General features: G+C 49.5%; 25 protein-coding genes. All 25 read left to right on the forward strand.

Going from position 1 to position 20,142, the window contains the following annotated elements; genetic code table 11:
- Window positions 1–33: 33 nt before the first annotated feature.
- The 25 genes from hslU (at window position 34) to flhB (ending at window position 20,120) form a co-directional block, all read left to right on the forward strand.
- The gene (hslU, locus tag J2T14_RS08870; protein ID WP_307469933.1) at window positions 34–1,437 is read left to right on the forward strand and encodes an ATP-dependent protease ATPase subunit HslU; all 1,404 of its coding nucleotides are present in this window, start codon (window positions 34–36) and stop codon (window positions 1,435–1,437) included.
- A gap of 27 nt (window positions 1,438–1,464) precedes the next feature.
- Window positions 1,465–2,235, forward strand: a complete 771-nt coding sequence (gene codY / locus J2T14_RS08875; RefSeq protein WP_307204022.1) for a GTP-sensing pleiotropic transcriptional regulator CodY — start codon at window positions 1,465–1,467, stop codon at window positions 2,233–2,235.
- Between the two features lie 216 nt (window positions 2,236–2,451).
- The gene (gene flgB / locus J2T14_RS08880) at window positions 2,452–2,868 is read left to right on the forward strand and encodes a flagellar basal body rod protein FlgB (RefSeq protein ID WP_307204023.1); all 417 of its coding nucleotides are present in this window, start codon (window positions 2,452–2,454) and stop codon (window positions 2,866–2,868) included.
- 3 nt (window positions 2,869–2,871) lie between these two features.
- Complete coding sequence (gene flgC, locus J2T14_RS08885) at window positions 2,872–3,321, forward strand: flagellar basal body rod protein FlgC (RefSeq protein WP_307469937.1); 450 nt, start codon at window positions 2,872–2,874, stop codon at window positions 3,319–3,321.
- A gap of 37 nt (window positions 3,322–3,358) precedes the next feature.
- On the forward strand, window positions 3,359–3,664 hold the full coding sequence (gene fliE, locus J2T14_RS08890) for a flagellar hook-basal body complex protein FliE (protein ID WP_307204026.1): 306 nt from the start codon (window positions 3,359–3,361) through the stop codon (window positions 3,662–3,664).
- A gap of 42 nt (window positions 3,665–3,706) precedes the next feature.
- On the forward strand, window positions 3,707–5,275 hold the full coding sequence (gene fliF, locus J2T14_RS08895; protein WP_307469939.1) for a flagellar basal-body MS-ring/collar protein FliF: 1,569 nt from the start codon (window positions 3,707–3,709) through the stop codon (window positions 5,273–5,275).
- Between the two features lie 23 nt (window positions 5,276–5,298).
- Window positions 5,299–6,300: a flagellar motor switch protein FliG gene (gene fliG / locus J2T14_RS08900; protein WP_373458131.1), complete on the forward strand. Its 1,002-nt coding sequence runs from the start codon at window positions 5,299–5,301 to the stop codon at window positions 6,298–6,300.
- A complete protein-coding gene (locus tag J2T14_RS08905; RefSeq protein ID WP_307469942.1) occupies window positions 6,293–7,129 on the forward strand; it encodes a FliH/SctL family protein in 837 nt (278 codons plus the stop codon). The genes fliG and J2T14_RS08905 overlap by 8 nt, the downstream gene beginning before the upstream one ends.
- Window positions 7,116–8,441, forward strand: coding sequence for a flagellar protein export ATPase FliI (fliI, locus tag J2T14_RS08910; protein WP_307204030.1), 1,326 nt, complete (start codon window positions 7,116–7,118; stop codon window positions 8,439–8,441). Before J2T14_RS08905 ends, fliI begins: the two co-directional genes overlap by 14 nt.
- Window positions 8,442–8,449: 8 nt before the next feature.
- Window positions 8,450–8,896 (forward strand): flagellar export protein FliJ, encoded by a 447-nt coding sequence (fliJ, locus tag J2T14_RS08915; protein WP_307469945.1) that lies wholly within the window; start codon window positions 8,450–8,452, stop codon window positions 8,894–8,896.
- Window positions 8,897–8,923: 27 nt separating this feature from the next.
- Window positions 8,924–9,838, forward strand: coding sequence for a MotE family protein (locus J2T14_RS08920; protein ID WP_307469949.1), 915 nt, complete (start codon window positions 8,924–8,926; stop codon window positions 9,836–9,838).
- 50 nt (window positions 9,839–9,888) lie between these two features.
- Window positions 9,889–11,283 (forward strand): flagellar hook-length control protein FliK, encoded by a 1,395-nt coding sequence (locus J2T14_RS08925; protein ID WP_307469951.1) that lies wholly within the window; start codon window positions 9,889–9,891, stop codon window positions 11,281–11,283.
- A gap of 41 nt (window positions 11,284–11,324) precedes the next feature.
- Window positions 11,325–11,789, forward strand: a complete 465-nt coding sequence (locus J2T14_RS08930) for a flagellar hook capping FlgD N-terminal domain-containing protein (RefSeq protein WP_307469954.1) — start codon at window positions 11,325–11,327, stop codon at window positions 11,787–11,789.
- A complete protein-coding gene (locus J2T14_RS08935) occupies window positions 11,789–12,166 on the forward strand; it encodes a TIGR02530 family flagellar biosynthesis protein (protein WP_307469956.1) in 378 nt (125 codons plus the stop codon). Before J2T14_RS08930 ends, J2T14_RS08935 begins: the two co-directional genes overlap by 1 nt.
- Before the next feature lie 101 nt (window positions 12,167–12,267).
- The gene (gene flgG, locus J2T14_RS08940; RefSeq protein ID WP_307469957.1) at window positions 12,268–13,086 is read left to right on the forward strand and encodes a flagellar basal body rod protein FlgG; all 819 of its coding nucleotides are present in this window, start codon (window positions 12,268–12,270) and stop codon (window positions 13,084–13,086) included.
- Window positions 13,087–13,148: 62 nt separating this feature from the next.
- Window positions 13,149–13,376: a flagellar FlbD family protein gene (locus J2T14_RS08945; RefSeq protein WP_307469959.1), complete on the forward strand. Its 228-nt coding sequence runs from the start codon at window positions 13,149–13,151 to the stop codon at window positions 13,374–13,376.
- Window positions 13,373–13,834 (forward strand): flagellar basal body-associated FliL family protein, encoded by a 462-nt coding sequence (locus tag J2T14_RS08950; RefSeq protein WP_307204040.1) that lies wholly within the window; start codon window positions 13,373–13,375, stop codon window positions 13,832–13,834. Before J2T14_RS08945 ends, J2T14_RS08950 begins: the two co-directional genes overlap by 4 nt.
- Before the next feature lie 37 nt (window positions 13,835–13,871).
- Complete coding sequence (gene fliM, locus J2T14_RS08955; protein WP_307204041.1) at window positions 13,872–14,873, forward strand: flagellar motor switch protein FliM; 1,002 nt, start codon at window positions 13,872–13,874, stop codon at window positions 14,871–14,873.
- Window positions 14,863–16,128: a flagellar motor switch phosphatase FliY gene (gene fliY, locus J2T14_RS08960; RefSeq protein WP_307204042.1), complete on the forward strand. Its 1,266-nt coding sequence runs from the start codon at window positions 14,863–14,865 to the stop codon at window positions 16,126–16,128. Before fliM ends, fliY begins: the two co-directional genes overlap by 11 nt.
- Window positions 16,129–16,149: 21 nt before the next feature.
- A complete protein-coding gene (locus tag J2T14_RS08965; RefSeq protein ID WP_307204043.1) occupies window positions 16,150–16,512 on the forward strand; it encodes a response regulator in 363 nt (120 codons plus the stop codon).
- 10 nt (window positions 16,513–16,522) lie between these two features.
- Window positions 16,523–17,167: a flagellar biosynthetic protein FliO gene (locus tag J2T14_RS08970; protein WP_307469961.1), complete on the forward strand. Its 645-nt coding sequence runs from the start codon at window positions 16,523–16,525 to the stop codon at window positions 17,165–17,167.
- Window positions 17,168–17,204: 37 nt separating this feature from the next.
- Window positions 17,205–17,912: a flagellar type III secretion system pore protein FliP gene (fliP, locus tag J2T14_RS08975; RefSeq protein ID WP_373458132.1), complete on the forward strand. Its 708-nt coding sequence runs from the start codon at window positions 17,205–17,207 to the stop codon at window positions 17,910–17,912.
- A gap of 22 nt (window positions 17,913–17,934) precedes the next feature.
- A complete protein-coding gene (gene fliQ, locus J2T14_RS08980; RefSeq protein WP_307204047.1) occupies window positions 17,935–18,204 on the forward strand; it encodes a flagellar biosynthesis protein FliQ in 270 nt (89 codons plus the stop codon).
- An 11-nt stretch (window positions 18,205–18,215) separates the two neighbouring features.
- Window positions 18,216–19,010 (forward strand): flagellar biosynthetic protein FliR, encoded by a 795-nt coding sequence (fliR, locus tag J2T14_RS08985; RefSeq protein WP_307469963.1) that lies wholly within the window; start codon window positions 18,216–18,218, stop codon window positions 19,008–19,010.
- A 12-nt stretch (window positions 19,011–19,022) separates the two neighbouring features.
- Window positions 19,023–20,120 (forward strand): flagellar biosynthesis protein FlhB, encoded by a 1,098-nt coding sequence (gene flhB / locus J2T14_RS08990; protein ID WP_307469965.1) that lies wholly within the window; start codon window positions 19,023–19,025, stop codon window positions 20,118–20,120.
- Window positions 20,121–20,142: the final 22 nt, after the last annotated feature.

Raw genomic sequence — 20,142 nt, forward strand, 5'->3', positions numbered from 1 at the left:
AGATCGATGGAATCTATTATCGGAGGGATTAATTTGAAAAATGATGCCTTAACGCCGCGCCAAATCGTAGCAGAGCTGGATAAGTATATTGTCGGTCAGAAGTCAGCGAAGCGATCGGTGGCAATCGCGCTCCGCAATCGTTATCGCAGAAACATGCTGGATGAATCGCTGCGCGATGAGATCGTTCCGAAAAATATTTTGATGATCGGTCCGACCGGCGTCGGCAAGACGGAAATTGCCCGCCGATTGGCTAAGCTCGTGAAAGCGCCATTCGTAAAGCTTGAAGCGACGAAATTCACGGAGGTTGGATACGTTGGACGCGATGTCGAGTCGATGGTTCGCGATCTTGTAGAGACGTCGATCCGAATAGTGAAGGCTGAGCGGACCGAACGCGTTCAGGAGCGTGCCGAGAAGCTCGCCAATGAGCGTATCGTCTCGCTGTTGGCGCCTTCGGCTGCTAAATCGAAGCCTGCCAAAAACCCGTTCGAGATGCTGTTCGGCAACAACCAGCAGCAAACGAAAGAGGAAGAAGACGAGTCTGACGTGGACTTCAACGTTCAACAAAGACGCAATCAAGTGAAAGAGCAGCTCGCTGCGGGCAAGCTAGAGAACGAGATCATCGAGATCGAGATAGAGGACTCGGCGCCTAACATGTTCGATATGTTGTCCGGGCAAGGGCCCGAGGGCATGGGAATGAATATGCAGGAGTTGTTAGGACAGTTCATGCCGAAGAAGCATAAGAAACGCAAACTGTCGGTAAAGGAAGCGCGCAAGGTGCTCATTCAGGAGGAAGCGAATAAACTGATCGACATGGACGATGTGATATCGGAATCGATTCTTCGCGCAGAGCAATCCGGCATCATCTTCATCGATGAAATAGATAAAATTGCAAGCCCGTCGCGCGGCAATGGCCCCGACGTATCGAGAGAGGGCGTTCAGCGCGATATTTTACCGATTGTAGAAGGTTCGACAGTCATGACTAAGTACGGTCCGGTGAAGACGGATTATGTGCTGTTCATAGCTGCAGGCGCTTTCCATATCGCCAAGCCTTCCGACCTTATACCGGAGCTTCAAGGCCGTTTTCCGATTCGGGTGGAGCTGACCAGTCTGAGCTTGGAAGATTTCGTGAGCATACTTACCGAGCCGAAGAACGCACTGACGAAGCAATACACGGCGCTGTTGGAGACGGAAGGCATCAAGGTGGAATTCTCTAGCGAAGCGATTCACGAGCTTGCTTCGATTGCCGCTGACGTCAATCGGAATACCGAGAATATCGGAGCTCGCCGCTTGCACACGATCCTGGAGAAGCTGCTGGAGGATTTGTCGTTCGAAGCGCCAGAGCTATCGCTCGAGACGATGACGATCACGCCGGAGTATGTCAAAGAAAAACTGGCAAGCATTGCGCAAAATCGCGATTTGAGTCAATATATACTGTAGTCGTTAAGAGTTTTGGGAGGCAATGGAATGACTTTACTTACAAAGACAAGAACCTTGAACCGTCTGCTGCAGCGCGCTGCGGGCAAGGCGCTTAATTTTAGAGAAATGGCCGAGGTACTGTGCACAACGATCCAGACGAACGTTTTCGTTGTAAGCCGCAAAGGTAAAATTCTCGGCAGCGCAGCGGTTGACGTGTACGATCACGACTTCCTGCGTTCCTTGTCGTCGGATGAGCTGCGGTTCACGCAGGAGAGCAATGTCCGATTCCTCGATATGCAGGAGTCGATGACGAACGTGAAGCCGGACGAGGGCGTTTATGAGACGTTCCCCCGTCTAGGCGATCAAGAAATAATGACTGTCGTACCGATAATCGGAGGCGGGGATCGACTTGGGACGCTTGTGCTGACCCGCCAGTCGGGTACGTTCGACGATGACGATCTCGTGCTTGCCGAATACGGCTCAACGATCGTCGGGATGGAAATATTGCGCGAACGGGCGGATGAGATCGAACAAGAGGTTCGCAGCCGGGCGGCTGTTTCCGTCGCTGTCGGTTCGTTGTCCTTCAGCGAGCTGGAGGCGGTCGAGCATATCTTCGAAGAGTTGGATGGCAAGGAAGGGCTGCTCGTTGCATCCAAAATTGCGGATCGCGTCGGCATAACGCGTTCGGTTATCGTCAATGCGCTTCGCAAGCTTGAAAGCGCGGGCGTCATCGAGACAAGGTCGCTGGGCATGAAAGGAACGTACATCAAAATATTAAACCATCAGCTTTTACAAGAACTCAAAAAGATGAAAATCTAGAAATGGGACGTTTAGACCATTTCAGCCCTATCTGAATTAAAAGATAGGGCTTTTTTCTTATTGTAATAATTTAGGTAATTGTTGAATATTATGAAGTCGGCAAATATCGACACACTCGTCTCATTTTTTTCATTTTTATATGTCGAACTTAGCAGGAATGAGTGTTAATCTGTTGAATACCTAAGAGAAGATCATCAATGAAAGTGGTGAAACTGCATGAATTTGTTGAATGGCGCTTCATTCAAAAGAATGGAGGGGGCCGTACAGGCGGCTGAGCTCAGGCATCGCGTCATTTCAAACAATGTGGCTAACGCTGAAACGCCGCATTTCAAGAGGACTGAGGTACTGTTTGAAGAGCTTCTGGAACAATCGATGGGGGGCAATAGCCTCACTCGCTTGGCCGGTAGAACGACCGATGCAAGACATGTCCCGATTGGTGTCGGAAACTCGGCCGTCCCTGCTGCTAAAGTAATAACCGATGAAACGACTTCAATGACACACAGCGAAAACAATGTCGATATCGAACGAGAAATGTCGCTATTGGCCAAAAACCAATTGAGTTACAATTTTTATATTCAGCAAATTAACCATGACGTCGCGATGATGCGTACTGCAATAGAGGGGAGAGGGTAGAGAATGAAGCTTTCGACAGGATTTGACATTAATGCTTCAGCGTTAACGGCACAGCGGCTGCGGATGGACGTAATTTCATCGAACATCGCTAATGCCGAAACAACACGGGCAAGCTTCGTAAACGGTCGTTTTGAACCATACAAACGCAAAATGGTCGTTATGGAGCCTGTAAAGCAGTCGTTCTCGAGCGTCCTTTCCCAGCAGATGGGCAACAGTGCCGCCGGCCAAGGCGTGAAGGTAACGCAAATCAAGGAGGATCATACGCCGACCAAGCTCGTTTACAATCCTACCCACCCCGACGCCGACGAGAACGGTTATGTACAAATGCCGAACGTTGACGTCATGAAGGAAATGGTCGATTTGATTGCAGCAACGCGTAACTATGATGCGAACATAACGGCTATTAATGCTTCGAAGGCCATGTTTGTCAAAGCGCTTGAAATTGGCAAATAATCCAATGTGTGAATTGAACTAGAATGGAGGGGTACTAATGATACAACCGATGTCGCTAAGCCAAATTCAACCGACGAAGCTGATCGAGAAGCCGTCGATTGACAAGGCGACTCCGGCGGAGATGACACAATCGTTCGGCGATTACTTAAAAACGGCGATTGAAAATGTAAGCGCACAGGAAAAAAACGTACATAAGCTTAACGATCAATATTTAGTAGGCCAGGTGGATGTGACGAAGGTCCTGATCGCATCGGAGCAGGCGCAGTTAAGTTTGCAGCTTACTTCGCAAATCCGCAATAAAGTAGTCGAGGCATACCAGGACATGATGCGGATGCAAATTTAGCAGTAGGATGGACCTAGCATAGCATTTGGGTGAGGTGACAATGTGAACGAGAGAATCGCCCAATATCGAGGCAGACTTACGCAATTTTGGGGCCAGATGGGCAGAAAACAAAAAATATGGTTGGGAGCATCCATTGGAGGGTTGTTAGTAACGATTATTTTGTTAACGATCGTATTCACTAGAACGGAATACGAGATAGCGTTTCAAAATTTGGATACAACCGATGCCGCTGCAATCATGAATCATTTGGAAAGCAGTGGAATTCCTTACCAATTAAGCACAAATGGCAAGAGCATCTCAGTGCCAAGCGCGGTAGCGTCAAAAGTTAAAGTCGATGTCGGTTCACAGGGGCTCGTCCAAAACGGCTCTATCGGTTTCGAGTCGTTCAACGCAAGCTCGAGCGCTTTCGGACAAACGGACAATGAATTTAACGTGAAGTACTTGAATGCATTGAACGGAGAAGTGCAGCAGTTGCTTAACGGCATGCAGGGCGTCAATTCGTCGAACGTGCTCATTAATTTGCCGGAGGAAAGCGTATTTCTGTCGGCTGAAGAAGCGAAGAAAGCGTCCGCTTCGATCATGCTGAACTTCGCATCGGGCTATCGCCCAAGCCAGAAGGAAATCGATGGCTACTACAACTTGGTGAAGACGGCTGTTCCTAACCTAGCTATGCAAGATATAACAATCTCTAGCCCGCAAGGCGAGCTGACATCGTCGGAAGTGGACGGCGCACTTGCCGGCAATACCGATGTCGTAGAACAACAATTCCAGATTCAACGCAAATACGAGTCGGAATTGAAGAAAAATATCCAACAGTTTCTCGGTCCTATGGTCGGATCGAACAATCTCGTTATCAGCGTAGCGAGCACGATGAACTTCGATAAGAAATATTCGGAGCAAAATCTTGTTAGACCGCTTGAGGGCAATAACAACAACGGTATCATTTTGAGCGAAGAAACGAATACGAGTTCATCGACGGGCGGATCTGCTCAGGCAGGAGGAGTAACGGGCACGGGTGAAACCGATGTTCCGGGTTACGATGCAGCAAGCTCCGGTGAAAGCAGTTCGGAGACTAGCTCGAGGGCAACGAATTATGAATTCGACAGAATCAGTAACAAGATCGAATCCGGACCGTTTGTTGTGAAGGACCTTACAATTAGTATCGGCGTCGAACAAGGAAAACTGAATGACGAATCGAGTCAAGCGGTAAAAACTTATTTGACTGCGTTAGTAAGAGCTCAGCTTGCGGATTCCGGTCAAGATGTAACTAATGACGAGGTAATGGGCAAAAAAGTTTCAGTTATCGCTCAAACGTTTGCCGAAGGTTCTTCTTCGAGCCAAGCAAGCGGCTTATCGCTCGGTTGGGCTATCGGAATCGGAGCAGCGGCACTCGCATTAATCGGCGGACTTGTCATTATGCTCGTTCGAAAACGTAAACAAAGGGCTGTTGAAGAAATCGATATGGCTGCACCTCCTAAAGTGGAATATCCTACGCTTGATTTCGACAGCGTCAATGGTGACAGTCAAGCCCGTAAAAATCTTGAAACACTTGCCAAACGGAAGCCGGATGAGTTCGTCAACCTTCTTCGTACTTGGCTAGTGGATGAATAGAGGTGCTTTAATTGTCCAAGGCGATGCAAGGTTTGACGGGGCGGCAGAAAGCGGCCATCCTTCTCATTACGCTCGGTCCCGAAGTATCGGCACAAATTTTCAAGCATTTGCGCGATGAGGAAATCGAGCAGCTAACGCTTGAAATTGCGAATGTTCGGAAGGTAGACAGCTTAGACAGAGAAACGATCCTAAGCGAATTTCATCAAATCTGCTTGGCCCAGGAATATATATCGCAAGGCGGTATTGGCTATGCGAAAGATATTTTGGAGAAGGCGCTTGGCGAACAGAAGGCGCTTGATGTCATTAATCGATTGACGGCAACGCTTCAGGTTAGACCGTTCGACTTTGCCCGTAAAGCCGAGCCTACTCAAATATTGAACTTTATCCAGAACGAGAACTCGCAGACGATCGCGCTCGTGCTTTCGTACTTGCAATCCGAGCAATCGTCGCATATTTTATCTTCTCTGCCCCAAGAGAAGCAGGCAGATGTAGCAAGAAGAATCGCGCTTATGGACAGCACATCGCCTGAAGTGATTTCGCAGGTTGAACGCGTCTTGGAACAGAAGCTGTCTGCCACGGTTACGCAGGATTATACGAATGCCGGCGGCATCGATTCGATCGTTCAGATTTTGAACGGCGTAGACCGCGGAACGGAACGTACGATTCTCGACGCGCTCGAAATTCAAGATCCGGAGCTTGCCGAAGAAATCAAGAAGCGCATGTTCGTATTCGAAGATATCGTCAATATCGACAACCGTTCGATCCAACGCATTATTCGCGACATCGAGAGCGCCGATCTTCAATTGGCACTCAAAGTGGCAAGCGAAGAAGTCCGCGAAGCAATCTTCCGCAATATGTCCAAACGCATGTCCGAGACATTCAAAGAAGAAATGGAGTTTATGGGTCCTGTACGGCTTCGCGACGTCGAAGAAGCTCAGACTCGTATCGTTGCCACGATTCGCAGGCTAGAAGAATCGGGCGAGATCATTATCTCGCGCGGCGGAGGAGACGATATCATTGTCTAATTTGATAAAATCTTCGAGCGTCGTTTCGGTAGAACAGTTAAAGCACTTGCATTTGCTCAATCCATACGCCCCGGAAGTTCCTGAGGCGGAAGAACAACTGAACAGCGAGCCTACACCCGATGCAGAGCTGATATCGCTTCGCGATCAGATTCTGGCGGATGCGCAAGCTTTCGCTGAAGACAGGCTTCGCGAGGCTTCGCAGCAAAGCGAGCAGAAGCTTCAGGAAACGGAACAGCAGATTGAAGCATGGTGGCTTCTCAAGCGTTCGGAAGATGAAGCGGCGTCGGAAGCTTCAAGACAGCAGGGTTATGCACTTGGTTACTCGGAAGGCGCCGAACGGGCTGAAACGGATCTCCGCGAGCAATGGGAGCATAAGCTAGCAGAAGCGTCTGCGATCCTGCAAGGCTCCTATCAAATGAGAGAGCAGATTATTCAGGAAGCCGAACCGTTCCTGGTCGAGCTAAGCTGCGCGATTGCCGAGAAAATCATCGGACAGCAATTGACGGCATCGCCGGAAATGGCCATTGAGCTAATACGCAAGTCGTTATCGAGACGAAGAGAGTTAGGCGTCATTACGTTATGCGTCGCACCTGGACAGCTTGCATTCGTACAAGCTGCAAGGGAAGAACTGCATTACTCGATCGATTCGCAAGCAGAGCTTCAAATTTTGCCGGATTCTACGGTTAAAGATAACGGTTGCGTCATCCGATCGGCTTACGGCAGCATCGATGCACGTATCGATACGCAGCTTGCCGAGATTAAGAAAGAACTTATCCAACTTGCGCACCAAAGCAACGAAGAGCGAGGCCAAACGCATGGACGCGATTAAGCTCGACGTACTCAAGTATATCGAACATTTGCAGCCGCTCGATCCGATTAGGGTCAACGGCAAAGTAACCCAGGTTATCGGACTCACCGTTGAATCGGAAGGGCCGGACGCAAGCATCGGAGACGTCTGCTACATTTATCCGTCCAAAGGCGCAAAGCCGCTCAAAGCTGAGGTCGTCGGATTCAGAGACAACAAGGTGATTCTCATGCCGCTTGGCGATCTGCATTCGATAAGCGCAGGCTGCGATGTCGTCGGAACAGGGAAGCCGTTAACGGTTCAAGTCGGTTCTGAATTGCTAGGCAAAGTGCTTGACGGCCTAGGCAATCCGCTAGACGGATCATTTCTTCCAAGCCGGATGCAGCAATATTCGACTCATAATGAACCAAGCAATCCGCTTAAGCGCCCCCGGGTTGAACAGCCGCTTGGCATCGGGGTACGAGCGATCGACGGTCTGCTTACTGTAGGCAGCGGACAGAGGGTCGGCATTTTCGCAGGATCTGGCGTAGGGAAGAGTACATTGCTCGGCATGATTGCACGCAATACATCGGCTGATGTGAACGTTATCGCACTTATCGGCGAACGCGGACGCGAGGTTCTCGAATTCATCGAGAAGGATCTTGGTCCGGAAGGCTTGGCACGCTCGGTCGTCATCGTCGCAACATCCGATCAGCCGGCTCTCATCCGGATGAAAGGAGCGTTAATCGCAACTTCGATCGCAGAATATTTCCGCGATCGCGGTCTTAATGTGATGCTCATGATGGACTCCGTTACCCGTTATGCTATGGCGCTTCGTGAAGTTGGTCTCGCAATCGGCGAGCCGCCAGCGACGAGAGGATATACGCCATCGGTATTCGCCGCTCTGCCTAAGCTGCTCGAGCGTGCAGGCACCGGTCCGACTGGCTCAATAACTGCCTTCTATACCGTTCTCGTAGACGGGGATGATATGAACGAGCCGATTGCCGACGCCGTACGCGGCATTTTGGACGGACATATCGTGCTTAGCAGGGCTCTCGCTCACAAAGGACATTTTCCGGCAATCGATATACTCGCTTCCGTTAGTCGTGTCATGAAGGAAATTGTTACGGAAGAGCAGCAAGACGCCGCGAATGAATTGAAAAAATACCTTGCTGTCTATAAAGATTCGGAAGACTTGATCAATATAGGGGCGTATCAGCGAGGAACGAATGAAGAAATTGATATGGCTATCCAATACATGGATGAAATTCAAAGCTACACAAGGCAAAAAACGAATGAGAAGGTAAGCCTTGAGGAAGCCCAGCAACGCTTAATTACTGATTTCTATAGGAGCTGATCTGCTAAGTGGCGGCATTTCGATATTCGTTCCAGAAGATCGTGGATTTAAAATCTAGCGAGAAGACGCAAGCGGAATGGATCTTATCCGCGGCGGTCGGCGCTCTTGCTGCGGAAGAGCAGTCGCTTGAACAACTGCATGCTTCCAAGCGGGAATGGGAGATTAAGCTGATTGAAGCTTCCCAAACTGAGGTTTCTTTAATGGAGCTTCAAGTTATACAGCAGTACCTGGACCACTTAGTTACTTGTATCGCTAACAAAATGTCGGATGTACTTCAAGCGAAGAAGAAGGTCGAGCATCGCAGAGGATTGCTGACCGAGAAGATGAAAGACGAGAAAGTATGGCTAAAGGCCAAGGATCACGCATTTGACCGGTTTCGCAGCGCCCTGCAGGTGAAGGAGCAGAACGAGCTGGATGAGATGGCAACCGTCCGTTTCATGATATCAACCCCGTAACGTGATCCGTGACGCTGGCTAGAGGGAGTGAATGAATTGGCGGGTGCGGATGCAGAGAAGCAAAGTTATAGCGCGATTGAACGGTTTATGTTTTTTACGACGCCGATCCTGTTCGCGATCGTTATGCTGGTAGTACTGCTAATCTTGTTTAACAGTGATATACGGAATAAAGCGTTGGAGGTCGGGAATTCGGTTCCTTTCCTTAAAGACGTGCTTCCCGAACCGAAGGTTGCAGCCGGGGAAACTTCCGACGAACAACTGAAAGCGGACAATATGTCCAAGAAGATTGCCGATCTGCAAGCAGAGCTCACAGCGAAGGGAATGGAATTAGCGACTGCCGTTGAAGCCAAGACCGCGCAAGAGCAGCAGATCAAAGATCTTGAAGACCAGATTGCTCAGCTTAAGCGCTCGAACGAGGAGCAGCTTGTCGAGGATGAACAATACCAGGCGAAGGTGCTGGAGCTGTCGAACATGTTCTCGACCATTTCGCCAAGCAAGGCAGCGCCGATTATGCAAAGCATGACGCTAGAGGAGATGGTGCTTATCTTCAACACGATGCGTCCCGACGATCGCGTTCGCATTATGGAGAAGATGAATCCTCAGACCGCCGCGGATGCGGCAATTAAGCTGAAAGATGTCGGCAAAGCGAAGGATTTGCAGATTGCGGCGCTTCAATCCCAAGTGGACGCGCTGAAGGCTAAATCGACGAAACCCGCCTCCTCTATACTGGACGAAGAGCAGCTTAGCGCTACGTTCACATCGATGAACGCAAAGAGCGCAGGCGAGCTGCTTATCAAAATGGTTGACGTAAGCCCAAGCAAGGCGCTTCGGGTATTGAATCTGGTAGACGATACGACGCGTTCGGCTATATTGGCTGAAATGTCCGCAATCAATGAGTCGACGACGGCTCAGCTCGTTACGAAGCTCATGAGCGGCAACTGATTTTTCGCAGCATCCTTTTAGATCCATTCAATGGAAAGGAGGTGAGAAAAATGGAAATGGTTATTCCGCAAGCAGTGAACGTTCAGCCGCAAGCTGGAGGGCAAGCAACTGGCCAGAATCAATCGACGGGTTCGGCAAGCGGAACGAGTGGAACCGGCAACGGCAGCTTCCAGAAGACGCTTGTTCATCAACTTGGCGGCAAATCCTCGCAAACGGCTGAATCATCGAAGCCGATCGTTCAGATGGTTGGCGGATCGCAGCCTGCCATTGTAGATAGCGCGGCTACCGACAGCGCGACGCTTCCGTCTGATTTGTTGTCGCTAATTGATGGTTTGCTGGAGAGTCTGAACGGAGATGCCGAGAAAGACGATGCAGATGCGGCTCTTGAGGAACAATTGCCGGAGCTTGAATCGGCATTGGACCAATTGAACGCGCTGCTTGCGATTTTAGGCGCTCCGGTCGTCATAGTGAGCCAGCCGGCAGTAAACATGGAAGCGAACAACGAGGCATCAAATGAGTTTGGTATCGATCTGAATGCAGCCAATGTCAAGAACGGTCTGCAGGATGCTTTATTGCAACTGCAAGCTCTATTGTCGCAAGGCGATCTGAAGCGAGTGCAGCAGCAAGAGCCGAAGGCTCTTATTGGTCAGCAGCTTCAATCATTGGCAGCACTTCTGCAAGATGAATCGGATACACCGATAAAGCAGGAGACGAAGCAAGGTTCCGCTTCGGATTCGTTGTTTACGCCCATAACGTCACTGAAGACGGAAACAGGCGCGTTGCTGCAGCGTTTATCGCAGCAAGCTCTACATCCTTCTTATGTTGCGGTTGCAGCGGCCCAAGCGACAGAGATCGCGGTTGAGTCGGAAGCCGGACAACCTGTTACCGAGCAATTGCCGAACGCGCCTATAACGGCTGCGAATGCAGAACAGGCGAAGAACGCAGCTCCGATTTTTGCGAAGACAGCTCCCGTACAATATGTAGTAGCTGAAGAATTCGCCGAAACGATGACGGGGCTTGTCGTTCAGAAGTTCGACGTCACCTCGATCGATGGCGTATCGGAGGCAAAGCTTCTGTTATTCCCTGAGCATCTGGGACAAGTCGATGTTCGGATCTCGATGCAGAATGGACAGTTGACGGCAATCTTCCATACGGATACGGCAAGTGCCAAAGATATGCTCGACAACCAGTTGGCCCAATTAAGAACGGCGCTTCAAGCGCAAGGATTAGTTGTTGATAAGCTGGAAGTATCCCAAGGAGGAGCGTCCTCGCAATTGTTCGGCCAGCATAACAGTCAAGGGAATGGTCATTCGGCATCTGGCAACCGCCAATCCTCCAAAGGAAGCGGAGAAGGATCAGTCGATGAAATCTTTGAGACCGAGATGGTTGAGCAAGTTACGATTCAGGGACTTGGCTACGGTAGAGCCATTAATGTTAAAGCTTAGCGCCTTACAGTGACAATGAGAAGAAACGGAGGTGATTAGAAATGGCTAACAGCGTTTCCTCCAAAGTCGTATGGCCGAATTACAGTGCAGATAACGTCCAGAAAGCGGCTGAGAAAAAGACGGATACGTTAGGCAAAGATCAATTTCTAAGTATCTTGGTTACACAGCTTCGCAATCAAGACCCGATGCAACCGATGCAGGACAAAGATTTCATTGCCCAGATGGCGCAATTCACATCGGTTGAGCAGTTGGTTAATATGGCATCGGAAGTGTCCAAGCTCAGGCAAAGTATCGGTTCCGCTTCCAGTCTAATCGGCAAAACCATCGATTGGAACGAATATGACGACGCCGGTACGATCATCCCCGTTAGCGGCGTAGTGAATTCAATCGTATCGAAGGACGGCATCCTATATGCTTCCGCAGGAGAGAAGTCAGTCGCGCTTGATTATGTGCTTGGCATTAGAGAAACGAGCGCCTCGGATTCAAGCGAGGAGGCTGAAGTCTGATGAGCGACACGATAAAGATCGGCCATTTGTTTCCGGTCAAGGGTTCACCTCTTCAAGCAACCAAGACAGCGGCTGCACAAGGTGCTCAATCCACTGAATTCCGCGATATGCTCGATGCGAAGGTGCTTAAGTTCAGCCATCATGCGGAAATTCGCATGCAGCAGCGAGGCATTAAGCTTCAACCCGAATCGCTGACGAAGATTATGAATGCCGTCGAGGATGCAGCGTCCAAAGGCGCGAAAGACTCTTTGATCGTTTTCCGGGACATTGCGATGATCGTCAACGTTCCAAGCCGCACAGTCGTGACGGCGTTGGACGGAGGTCAAATGCAGAGCAATGTATTTACTCAAATCGATAGCGCTGTGATCATATCGTAAGGCTGGACCTGATAGGGGGCCTCGAGCCGCCGACCGATTGAAGCGGCTTGCAGCAGCGCTAGCCATCGAAGTGAAAAACAATTTAGGAGGAATAACGAACAATGCTAAGATCGATGTACTCCGGCGTATCAGGTATGCGCGGTTTTCAAACGAAGCTTGATGTAATCGGCAATAATATCGCAAACGTGAACACGGTCGGCTTCAAAGCGGGTCGCGTGATGTTCAAAGATATTTTGAGCCAGACGGTTGCTGGCGTTACAGCGCCAGAGGAAGGCGTCCGCGGCGGCGTCAACGCGAAGCAGATCGGACTCGGCGTATCGATCGGTTCGATCGATACGGTGCATACGGCGGGCAGCGCGATGACGACTAACCAACCGACAGACTTGCGTATTGACGGCGACGGTTTCTTCGTTGTAAGAGCGAACGACGATGCCGAGATGCTTCTGACTCGCGCGGGAAACTTCACGCTTGATTCGAACAGACAGCTCGTTACGGCTGACGGTTACTTCGTATTATCGGTTGATCAAGAACCGATCATTCTTGATGCGGAGGTAACGGCTTTCTCCATAGGCCAAGACGGAACGATCATGACGGTAACGCCGGACGGTACGGTTCCAGGTCCACAGCTTGCCGTAACGAAGGTTATCAACCCGAGCGGTCTTGAGAAGCTCGGCGGCAATATGTACCGGATGACGGCAAATGCGAACCCTGATGCTTCCATTGAGGATTACCTGACGTTCGCTGGCGATCCTGAGTTCGGTACAGGCGCGATCATTGCCGGTCAGCTAGAAATGTCGAACGTCGACTTGACCGCCGAATTCACGGAAATGATCGTGGCGCAGCGCGGTTTCCAAGCGAATTCGCGCATCATTACGACTTCCGACGAAATTTTGCAAGAAGTTGTTAACTTGAAACGATAATACAAGTCTTAACCGGCGGGAGGCGGCATAAGGCGTCTCCCCTAGGTGTGAGGGGGTAACTGATGATTACCGTAACGCGTTTGAACGGCACGAAAGTTATAATTAATGCGCTCTTGATTGAAGTGATCGAGGAGTCGGCTGATACAGTGATCACGCTTACGACCGGCAAGAAGCTGGTCGTGAAAGAAAAGTCATCTGAGCTGATAGAGCTTAATCAGCAATTTCTTCGGACGATCGGCCTCATTGCGACAGCCCAGAAGAGTGAACAAACGGAGGGTCCTTCAGCATGAAAAAGATGATGCCATGGTTGATTACCATTTTGCTGTCCATTACGCTTATCGCCATTGTGGCTGTAATTTTGTTCAAATCGTTTTTGACCGATAGCGAGACGGAAGCAGCGAACAAGCCAGTGGAAGTGAAGGTTCTTTCCGCTTCGGAGCGCGTAGAGGTAACTTCCGAATTGAAGGAATTCAGACGAAATCTGCTTGATCCTGAATATGTCGTTATTCTGAGCTTTGCTTTCCAACTGGACAGCAAAAAAGCAAAAGAGGACTTCGACAAAATTATGGAAATCGAAGTCCGTCCGATCATTAACCGCGCGGTTGCGGATATGACGGCGGATGAGCTCAGCGGCTCCAAGGGCGAAGACGCGTTGGAATCGAAGCTTCTGAACTTGATCAATCCAATCCTTGCCAAAGGCAAGCTTGTTAAGGTCGAGATTACCAACTTTACGATTGCAGAAATTTAAAAGTTAAGGCCGACATTCCTCGAAGGAGGTGAGAAAATTGGTTGATGTTTTATCGCAGAACGAAATAGACGCGCTGCTCGCTGCCTTGTCCTCAGGGGAAATGGATGCCGAGGATTTGAAAAAAGAAGAGACGTCTCGAAAAGTCAGTGTTTACAATTTCAAGCGCGCCACTCGTTTTTCGAAGGATCATATTCGGAGTTTAACTCGCATACACGAAAACTTCGCGCGATATTTGACAACCTATTTCTCAGCGCAACTTCGCACATTTGTTCAAATTAACGTCGTGCACGTAGACCAACTGCCGTATGACGAGTTTATTCGTTCGATTCCTAAAATGACGATACTGAACATTTTTGAAGCGGAGCCGCTGGAAGGGCGGATGGTGCTTGAGGTTCATCCCAATGTCGCTTACGCCATGCTGGATAGAATGTTAGGCGGCCAAGGCTCGGCGCCCTCCAAGATCAACAACTTGACTGAAATCGAAACGATGATTATGGAACGAATATTCAGCAAGACGCTGGAAAGCTTGCAGGAAGCATGGAGAACGATCATAGACATTTCTCCTGTCATGGAAGCATTGGAGACGAATCCGCAGTTCATGCAGATTGTCTCGCCGAACGAAACGATTGCGCTTATCTCGTTCAGCACGAAGATCGGCGATACTACGGGAATGATCAATCTATGTATTCCTCATGTCGTCATCGAACCGATTATGCAAAGACTGTCCGTCCATCATTGGTTTGTATCGCAGAAGAAAGCGCGCGCCCCAGAGGAATACGAAATGCTTGAACAAAGGGTACATAGGGCGAAGCTCCCGATCGTTGCCGAACTAGGCGAATCTTCGATATCGATTAGCGAATTTCTTGGTTTGAACATCGGCGACGTGATTACGTTAAATAAGTCGATTGAGGATGGGCTCAAAATAAAAGTTGGAGATAAGCTTAAGTTCATCGGCAGTCCGGGATCGGTTAAGGATCGGATTGCGGTACAGGTGGACGAGATTGTCAGCGAAGGAGTGGATGAAGAATATGACGAGTAAAGACTATTTATCGCAAGAGGAGATCGATGCATTGCTTCGTCAATCCTCTAATGAGCCTGAAGCGGCGCAGTCGACCGGACAAGCTGATCAGCTGGAAGACTTCTTGTCGTCCATGGAACAGGATGCGCTTGGAGAGATCGGCAATATTACGTTCGGAAGCGCTGCAACGGCTCTTTCCACGCTTCTCGGCAAGAAGGTCGATATTACGACTCCGCAAGTCACGCTTGTTAGACGCGACGAGCTCGCGGACATTTTTCCAAAGCCGCATGTAGCCGTTAGCGTCCAATACGTAGATGGCTTCCAAGGGATCAATTCGCTTGTGATCAAAACGAAGGATGCGCAAATCATAGCGGACTTAATGTTGGGCGGAGAAGGCGACGTATCCGTCGAGGAGCTTAATGAAATCCATATTAGCGCCGTTCAAGAAGCGATGAATCAAATGATGGGCTCGTCGGCGACGTCGATGTCGACAATCTTCAACCGATTCGTCAACATATCGCCTCCGGGAATCGATATTCTGGACGTGAATAACGGCGACGGTATGGGACATTTGCCGCCAGTCGACATTTTCATCAAAATTTCGTTCCGATTAACGATCGGGGATCTTATCGATTCGGCGATTATGCAATTGTTGCCCGTTTCGTTCGCGAAGCAAATGGTCTCAACGCTGATGGGCGGAAGTTTCGATGATGAGGTTGCTCCGGCACCGACACCTGCACCTGCTCCAGCGCCGGCGAATACGCCAGCTGCGTCTCCAGCGGCAGTCGAGCAAGCGACGGCTTATCAAGAAGTCGCAGCAGCGCAAATGTATACGATGCCATCTGCGCCGCCTCAGCAGCCTGCTATGCCTTTCGGGGCGCCAGCAGCCGGTTACGATATGCCTATGCAGCCACCTGGACCGCATACATACGGACACAATGCAGCTAACCGAAACGTCAATGTACAACCCGTTCAATTCGCTAATTTTGGCGGGGGATCGTTCGTTCAACCTGATTCGACAAACCTCAATTTACTTCTCGACATACCGCTTAAGGTCACTGTAGAATTAGGGAGAACCCAGAAGCAAATTAAGGATATTCTTGAGTTGTCGCAAGGCTCGATTATCGAGCTGGACAAGCTGGCCGGCGAGCCGGTCGACATCCTCGTGAATAACAAACTGATCGCCAAAGGCGAGGTTGTCGTCATCGACGAAAACTTTGGCGTTCGCGTAACAGATATTGTAAGCCAGTGGGATCGCATTCAAAAATTACAGTAATATCCTGGGAGGAAGAAAAAGATGGCAAACCGCATTCTTATCGTAGACGACGCAGCTTTTATGCGAATGATGATTCGCGACATTTTATCGAAGAACGGCTACGAAGTCGTCGGCGAGGCACCAGACGGCGCGCAGGCGGTTGAGAAGTATAAGGAACTTAAACCTGACCTGATTACGATGGACATTACGATGCCTGAGATGGACGGCATCTCCGCATTGAAAGAAATCAAGAAGCTTGACGGCAACGCAAAAGTAATTATGTGCTCCGCAATGGGTCAGCAAGCGATGGTTATCGATGCGATTCAAGCAGGCGCCAAAGACTTTATCGTGAAGCCTTTCCAAGCGGACCGCGTAATCGAAGCGATCAAGAAAACGCTCGGATAACGGTAACGCTATGGCTAATTTATTCTCGCGCGTCTCGATCGCATCGGTGCTTGGGACGGCGCTCTTGCCAGGAATCGCTTCGGCAGCAGAGGAAACTGTCGATAATGCGGCTAAGGACGAGCAGATGGTGTTCTCTGGATCGGAAAGTCTTGCTGGCAGCTTTATATGGGTAATCGTTTCGCTTGCGATTGTTATCGTTCTAATCGTGCTTGTCATCAAATGGCTGTCCCAGCGCAACCGGGCTTGGGGAACGAATCGTTCGCTCCGCTCGCTTGGAGGCATAGCGCTTGGGCAAAACAATTCGGTGCAAGTCGTTGAAATTGCGGGACGGATTTACATAGTAGGCATCGGCGAAAATATTACGCTGCTCGACAAGGTTGTCGATCCAGAGGAAGCCAAAGCGATCATTGAGTCGCTGGAGCGTCAACCTGACCATACGTGGCCGCAGAACGCCTTGACGCAGCTCGTAAGCAAGCTGCGCGGCCGTAACGCGGAGACGGATAAACAACCTGCTAACGAGCAATGGAATCATTCAACATCTTTCCAAAGCATGCTCCAAAGCAAGCTTTCTCAGCAGTCGGATCGGAAGCAACAGCTAGAATCTTTACTAAACGACACTAAAACAAATGAACGGTTGATCGATGATGACAAATAAATGGTGGATATCGATAGTAGCTGTACAACTGCTCGCCATGCTGTTCTATACGCCTGCATTCGCGGAGCCTATTCCGGACATCTCCATTAACATCGGCGACAGCGGTTCAGAAGAGCCGGCAACGAGCGCATTATCCATCTTGCTGCTAATTACGGTGCTTAGTATCGCTCCGGCCATCATGGTACTGATGACGAGCTTCACGCGTATCGTCATCGTACTCGGTTTCGTCAGAACATCGCTCGGCACGCAGCAAATGCCACCGAACCAAGTGCTGATCGGTCTTGCGATGTTTCTAACCTTCTTCATCATGGCGCCGACGTTCTCACAAGTAAATGAGGTAGCGCTGCAGCCGTATTTGAAAGGCGAGATTTCGCAAACCGAAGCATTCGAACAGGCTTCGCTTCCAATGAAGAAGTTCATGTTCTCCCACACGAGGGAGAAAGACTTGATGCTGTTCATGAATTATACGAAAACCGAGAAGCCGGAAACGTACGAGGACATTCCGATCACGGTACTCGTCCCCGCTTATGCGATAAGCGAGCTCAAGACGGCGTTCCAGATGGGCTTTATGATATTCATTCCTTTTCTGGTTATCGATATGATCGTCTCCAGTACCTTAATGGCGATGGGGATGATGATGCTCCCGCCGATCATGATTTCGTTGCCCTTCAAGCTGTTGCTATTCGTACTAGTCGACGGCTGGTATTTAATCGTTAAATCGTTGTTATTAAGCTTCAGCACATGACAAAAGCAGGGAGGACTAGAACATGAGTGCTGACTTCATAATCGGATTGGCCGGACAAGCCGTCTATACGGTGTTGAAAGCCAGCGCCCCGATGCTCATTCTTGCTTTAGTCGTTGGCCTGATCGTCAGTATTTTTCAAGCGACAACACAGATTCAGGAGCAGACGCTTGCATTTGTGCCTAAAATTGTAGCCGTATTTTTAGCCATCATCGTTTTTGGCCCATGGATACTGAATACGGTCGTCGACTTCACTTACAATCTGCTGAATAATCTCCATAAGTACATCGGATAGGCTGTGAATGAATGGATGCGATCGTAAAAGGGTTTCCTATTTTTTTGCTTATTTTTTGTCGGATTACAGCATTTTTCGTCGTCGCGCCTGTCTTTTCTTCTCGAGGCGTGCCGAATGCGTTCAAGATCGGGCTCGGTTTTTTCATTTCGTTCATCGTATTTCTTACTTATGGAATGGAACAGACAATCGTGCCGAATGCCGAATACGTGCTGGCTATTCTTCGTGAAATATTGGTGGGCGTCTTGCTGGGCTTCGTTGTGTACTTGTTCTTCTCGGTTGTGAACATGGCAGGCTCGCTAATGGATATGCAGATCGGATTCGCGATGGCGAACGTAATCGACCCGCATACGGGGACCTCTCAGCCGTTGCTTGGCAGCTTCAAGTATATGCTGATGATATTGATTTTCTTGATGATGAATGGTCATCATTACTTACTGCAAGGATTAATGGACAGTTATCAATGGATGCCGCTTTCGAATGAGCTGTTCGCCAGATTGATGAGCGGAAGCATAACGGACTATCTCGTCAGAGTGGTCGGCAATACTTTTTTGCTCGCGCTTCAAGTTTCGGCTCCATTAGTCGTTGCCATGCTGCTTACGGACGCGGGACTTGGCTTGCTGGCCAAGACAGCGCCGCAATATAACGTTTTCGTTATCGGCATTCCGCTTAAACTGATTGTCGGTCTGTTCCTACTCGTACTCCTCATGCCGGGGATTGCTTCTATCTTCGAGAGACTGTTCTCGATTATGTTCGAGTCGCTCGAGCAGCTATTCGGCATCGTACAAGGACCGCCCGTAGGGCGTTAGGAGGCAGCATCGATGCGTACATACCGTTTTGAGCTTGATCTGCAGATGTTCAGTCAAGAGAAGACGGAGAAGGCGACACCGAAGAAAGTAAGTGAAGCAAGGAAAAAAGGCCAAATCGCAAGATCAAGCGATTTGCCTGGCGCACTTATTCTGCTTGTTGTATTCTCCAGTTTCATGATGCTGGGCGGCTACTATAAGAAACATGTTCTCGGCATGTTCGGCAATCTGTTTGAAGATTGGCTGACCATGGAACTGACCGCTGAGAACGTAATGGCGTTATTGCTTGACGTGTCGGTTCAAATGTTAATGTTCTTGCTTCCGATCTTCGCAATCGCGATGCTGATCGGAATCATCGGCAATGTTATGCAATTCGGGTTTTTACTTACCGGAGAGCCTTTGAAGATGAAGCTGGAGAAACTCAATCCGATTAACGGCTTTAAACAAATTTTCTCGATGAGAACAGTCGTTGAAGGTTTAAAGAGCATCCTGAAGCTGCTTATCATCGGCATTTTCGTATTTATGGCAATCTGGAACGATTGGGAGCGGATCTTATCGCTCACCACGATGCCAATCGAATCCATATTCAGCTACGTTGCAGGCTTGACGCTGAAGATAGGGATACAAGTCGGTGCGATGCTTGTCGTGCTTGCGTTCGCGGATTACTTCTATCAACGTTATGAGCATGCCAAGAGTTTGAAGATGTCCAAACAAGATATTAAAGACGAGTACAAGAAGACAGAGGGAGATCCGATTATTAAAGGCCGCATCCGCGAGAAGCAGCGTCGAATGGCTTTGCAGCGAATGATGCAGGAAGTTCCGAAGGCCGATGTGGTCATTACCAACCCGACTCACTTTGCGATCGCGCTCAAATACGACGCTTCCAATATGGAGGCACCAACCATAATCGCGAAGGGGATGGATCATGTAGCACTCCGTATCAAAGAGATTGCGAAGGAAAACGGAGTCATTACGATGGAAAACAAGCCGCTTGCCAGAGCGCTTTACGAACGGGCCGAGATCGGCGACGTCATTCCGGCAGATCTGTTCCAAGCTGTGGCCGAAGTGCTGGCATATGTATATAAACTGAAAGGCCGAGCAAAGTCATCATAATTTATAGGGAGGAGGCAGCGTC

The organism is Paenibacillus harenae (assembly GCF_030812415.1).
GTDB lineage: Bacteria > Bacillota > Bacilli > Paenibacillales > Paenibacillaceae > Pristimantibacillus > Pristimantibacillus harenae_A.

Excerpts from the sequence above, each read along its gene's own strand:
- codY (WP_307204022.1), top strand. The coding sequence starts at position 1,465 with ATGACTTTACTTACAAAGACAAGAACCTTGAACCGTCTGCTGCAGCGC.
- flgB (WP_307204023.1), top strand. The coding sequence starts at position 2,452 with ATGAATTTGTTGAATGGCGCTTCATTCAAAAGAATGGAGGGGGCCGTA.
- flgC (WP_307469937.1), top strand. The coding sequence starts at position 2,872 with ATGAAGCTTTCGACAGGATTTGACATTAATGCTTCAGCGTTAACGGCA.
- fliE (WP_307204026.1), top strand. The coding sequence starts at position 3,359 with ATGATACAACCGATGTCGCTAAGCCAAATTCAACCGACGAAGCTGATC.
- fliG (WP_373458131.1), top strand. The coding sequence starts at position 5,299 with ATGCAAGGTTTGACGGGGCGGCAGAAAGCGGCCATCCTTCTCATTACG.
- fliI (WP_307204030.1), top strand. The coding sequence starts at position 7,116 with ATGGACGCGATTAAGCTCGACGTACTCAAGTATATCGAACATTTGCAG.
- J2T14_RS08925 (WP_307469951.1), top strand. The coding sequence starts at position 9,889 with ATGGAAATGGTTATTCCGCAAGCAGTGAACGTTCAGCCGCAAGCTGGA.
- J2T14_RS08930 (WP_307469954.1), top strand. The coding sequence starts at position 11,325 with ATGGCTAACAGCGTTTCCTCCAAAGTCGTATGGCCGAATTACAGTGCA.
- J2T14_RS08935 (WP_307469956.1), top strand. The coding sequence starts at position 11,789 with ATGAGCGACACGATAAAGATCGGCCATTTGTTTCCGGTCAAGGGTTCA.
- flgG (WP_307469957.1), top strand. The coding sequence starts at position 12,268 with ATGCTAAGATCGATGTACTCCGGCGTATCAGGTATGCGCGGTTTTCAA.
- J2T14_RS08945 (WP_307469959.1), top strand. The coding sequence starts at position 13,149 with ATGATTACCGTAACGCGTTTGAACGGCACGAAAGTTATAATTAATGCG.
- J2T14_RS08950 (WP_307204040.1), top strand. The coding sequence starts at position 13,373 with ATGAAAAAGATGATGCCATGGTTGATTACCATTTTGCTGTCCATTACG.
- fliY (WP_307204042.1), top strand. The coding sequence starts at position 14,863 with ATGACGAGTAAAGACTATTTATCGCAAGAGGAGATCGATGCATTGCTT.
- J2T14_RS08965 (WP_307204043.1), top strand. The coding sequence starts at position 16,150 with ATGGCAAACCGCATTCTTATCGTAGACGACGCAGCTTTTATGCGAATG.
- J2T14_RS08970 (WP_307469961.1), top strand. The coding sequence starts at position 16,523 with ATGGCTAATTTATTCTCGCGCGTCTCGATCGCATCGGTGCTTGGGACG.
- fliP (WP_373458132.1), top strand. The coding sequence starts at position 17,205 with ATGCTGTTCTATACGCCTGCATTCGCGGAGCCTATTCCGGACATCTCC.
- fliQ (WP_307204047.1), top strand. The coding sequence starts at position 17,935 with ATGAGTGCTGACTTCATAATCGGATTGGCCGGACAAGCCGTCTATACG.
- fliR (WP_307469963.1), top strand. The coding sequence starts at position 18,216 with ATGGATGCGATCGTAAAAGGGTTTCCTATTTTTTTGCTTATTTTTTGT.
- flhB (WP_307469965.1), top strand. The coding sequence starts at position 19,023 with ATGCGTACATACCGTTTTGAGCTTGATCTGCAGATGTTCAGTCAAGAG.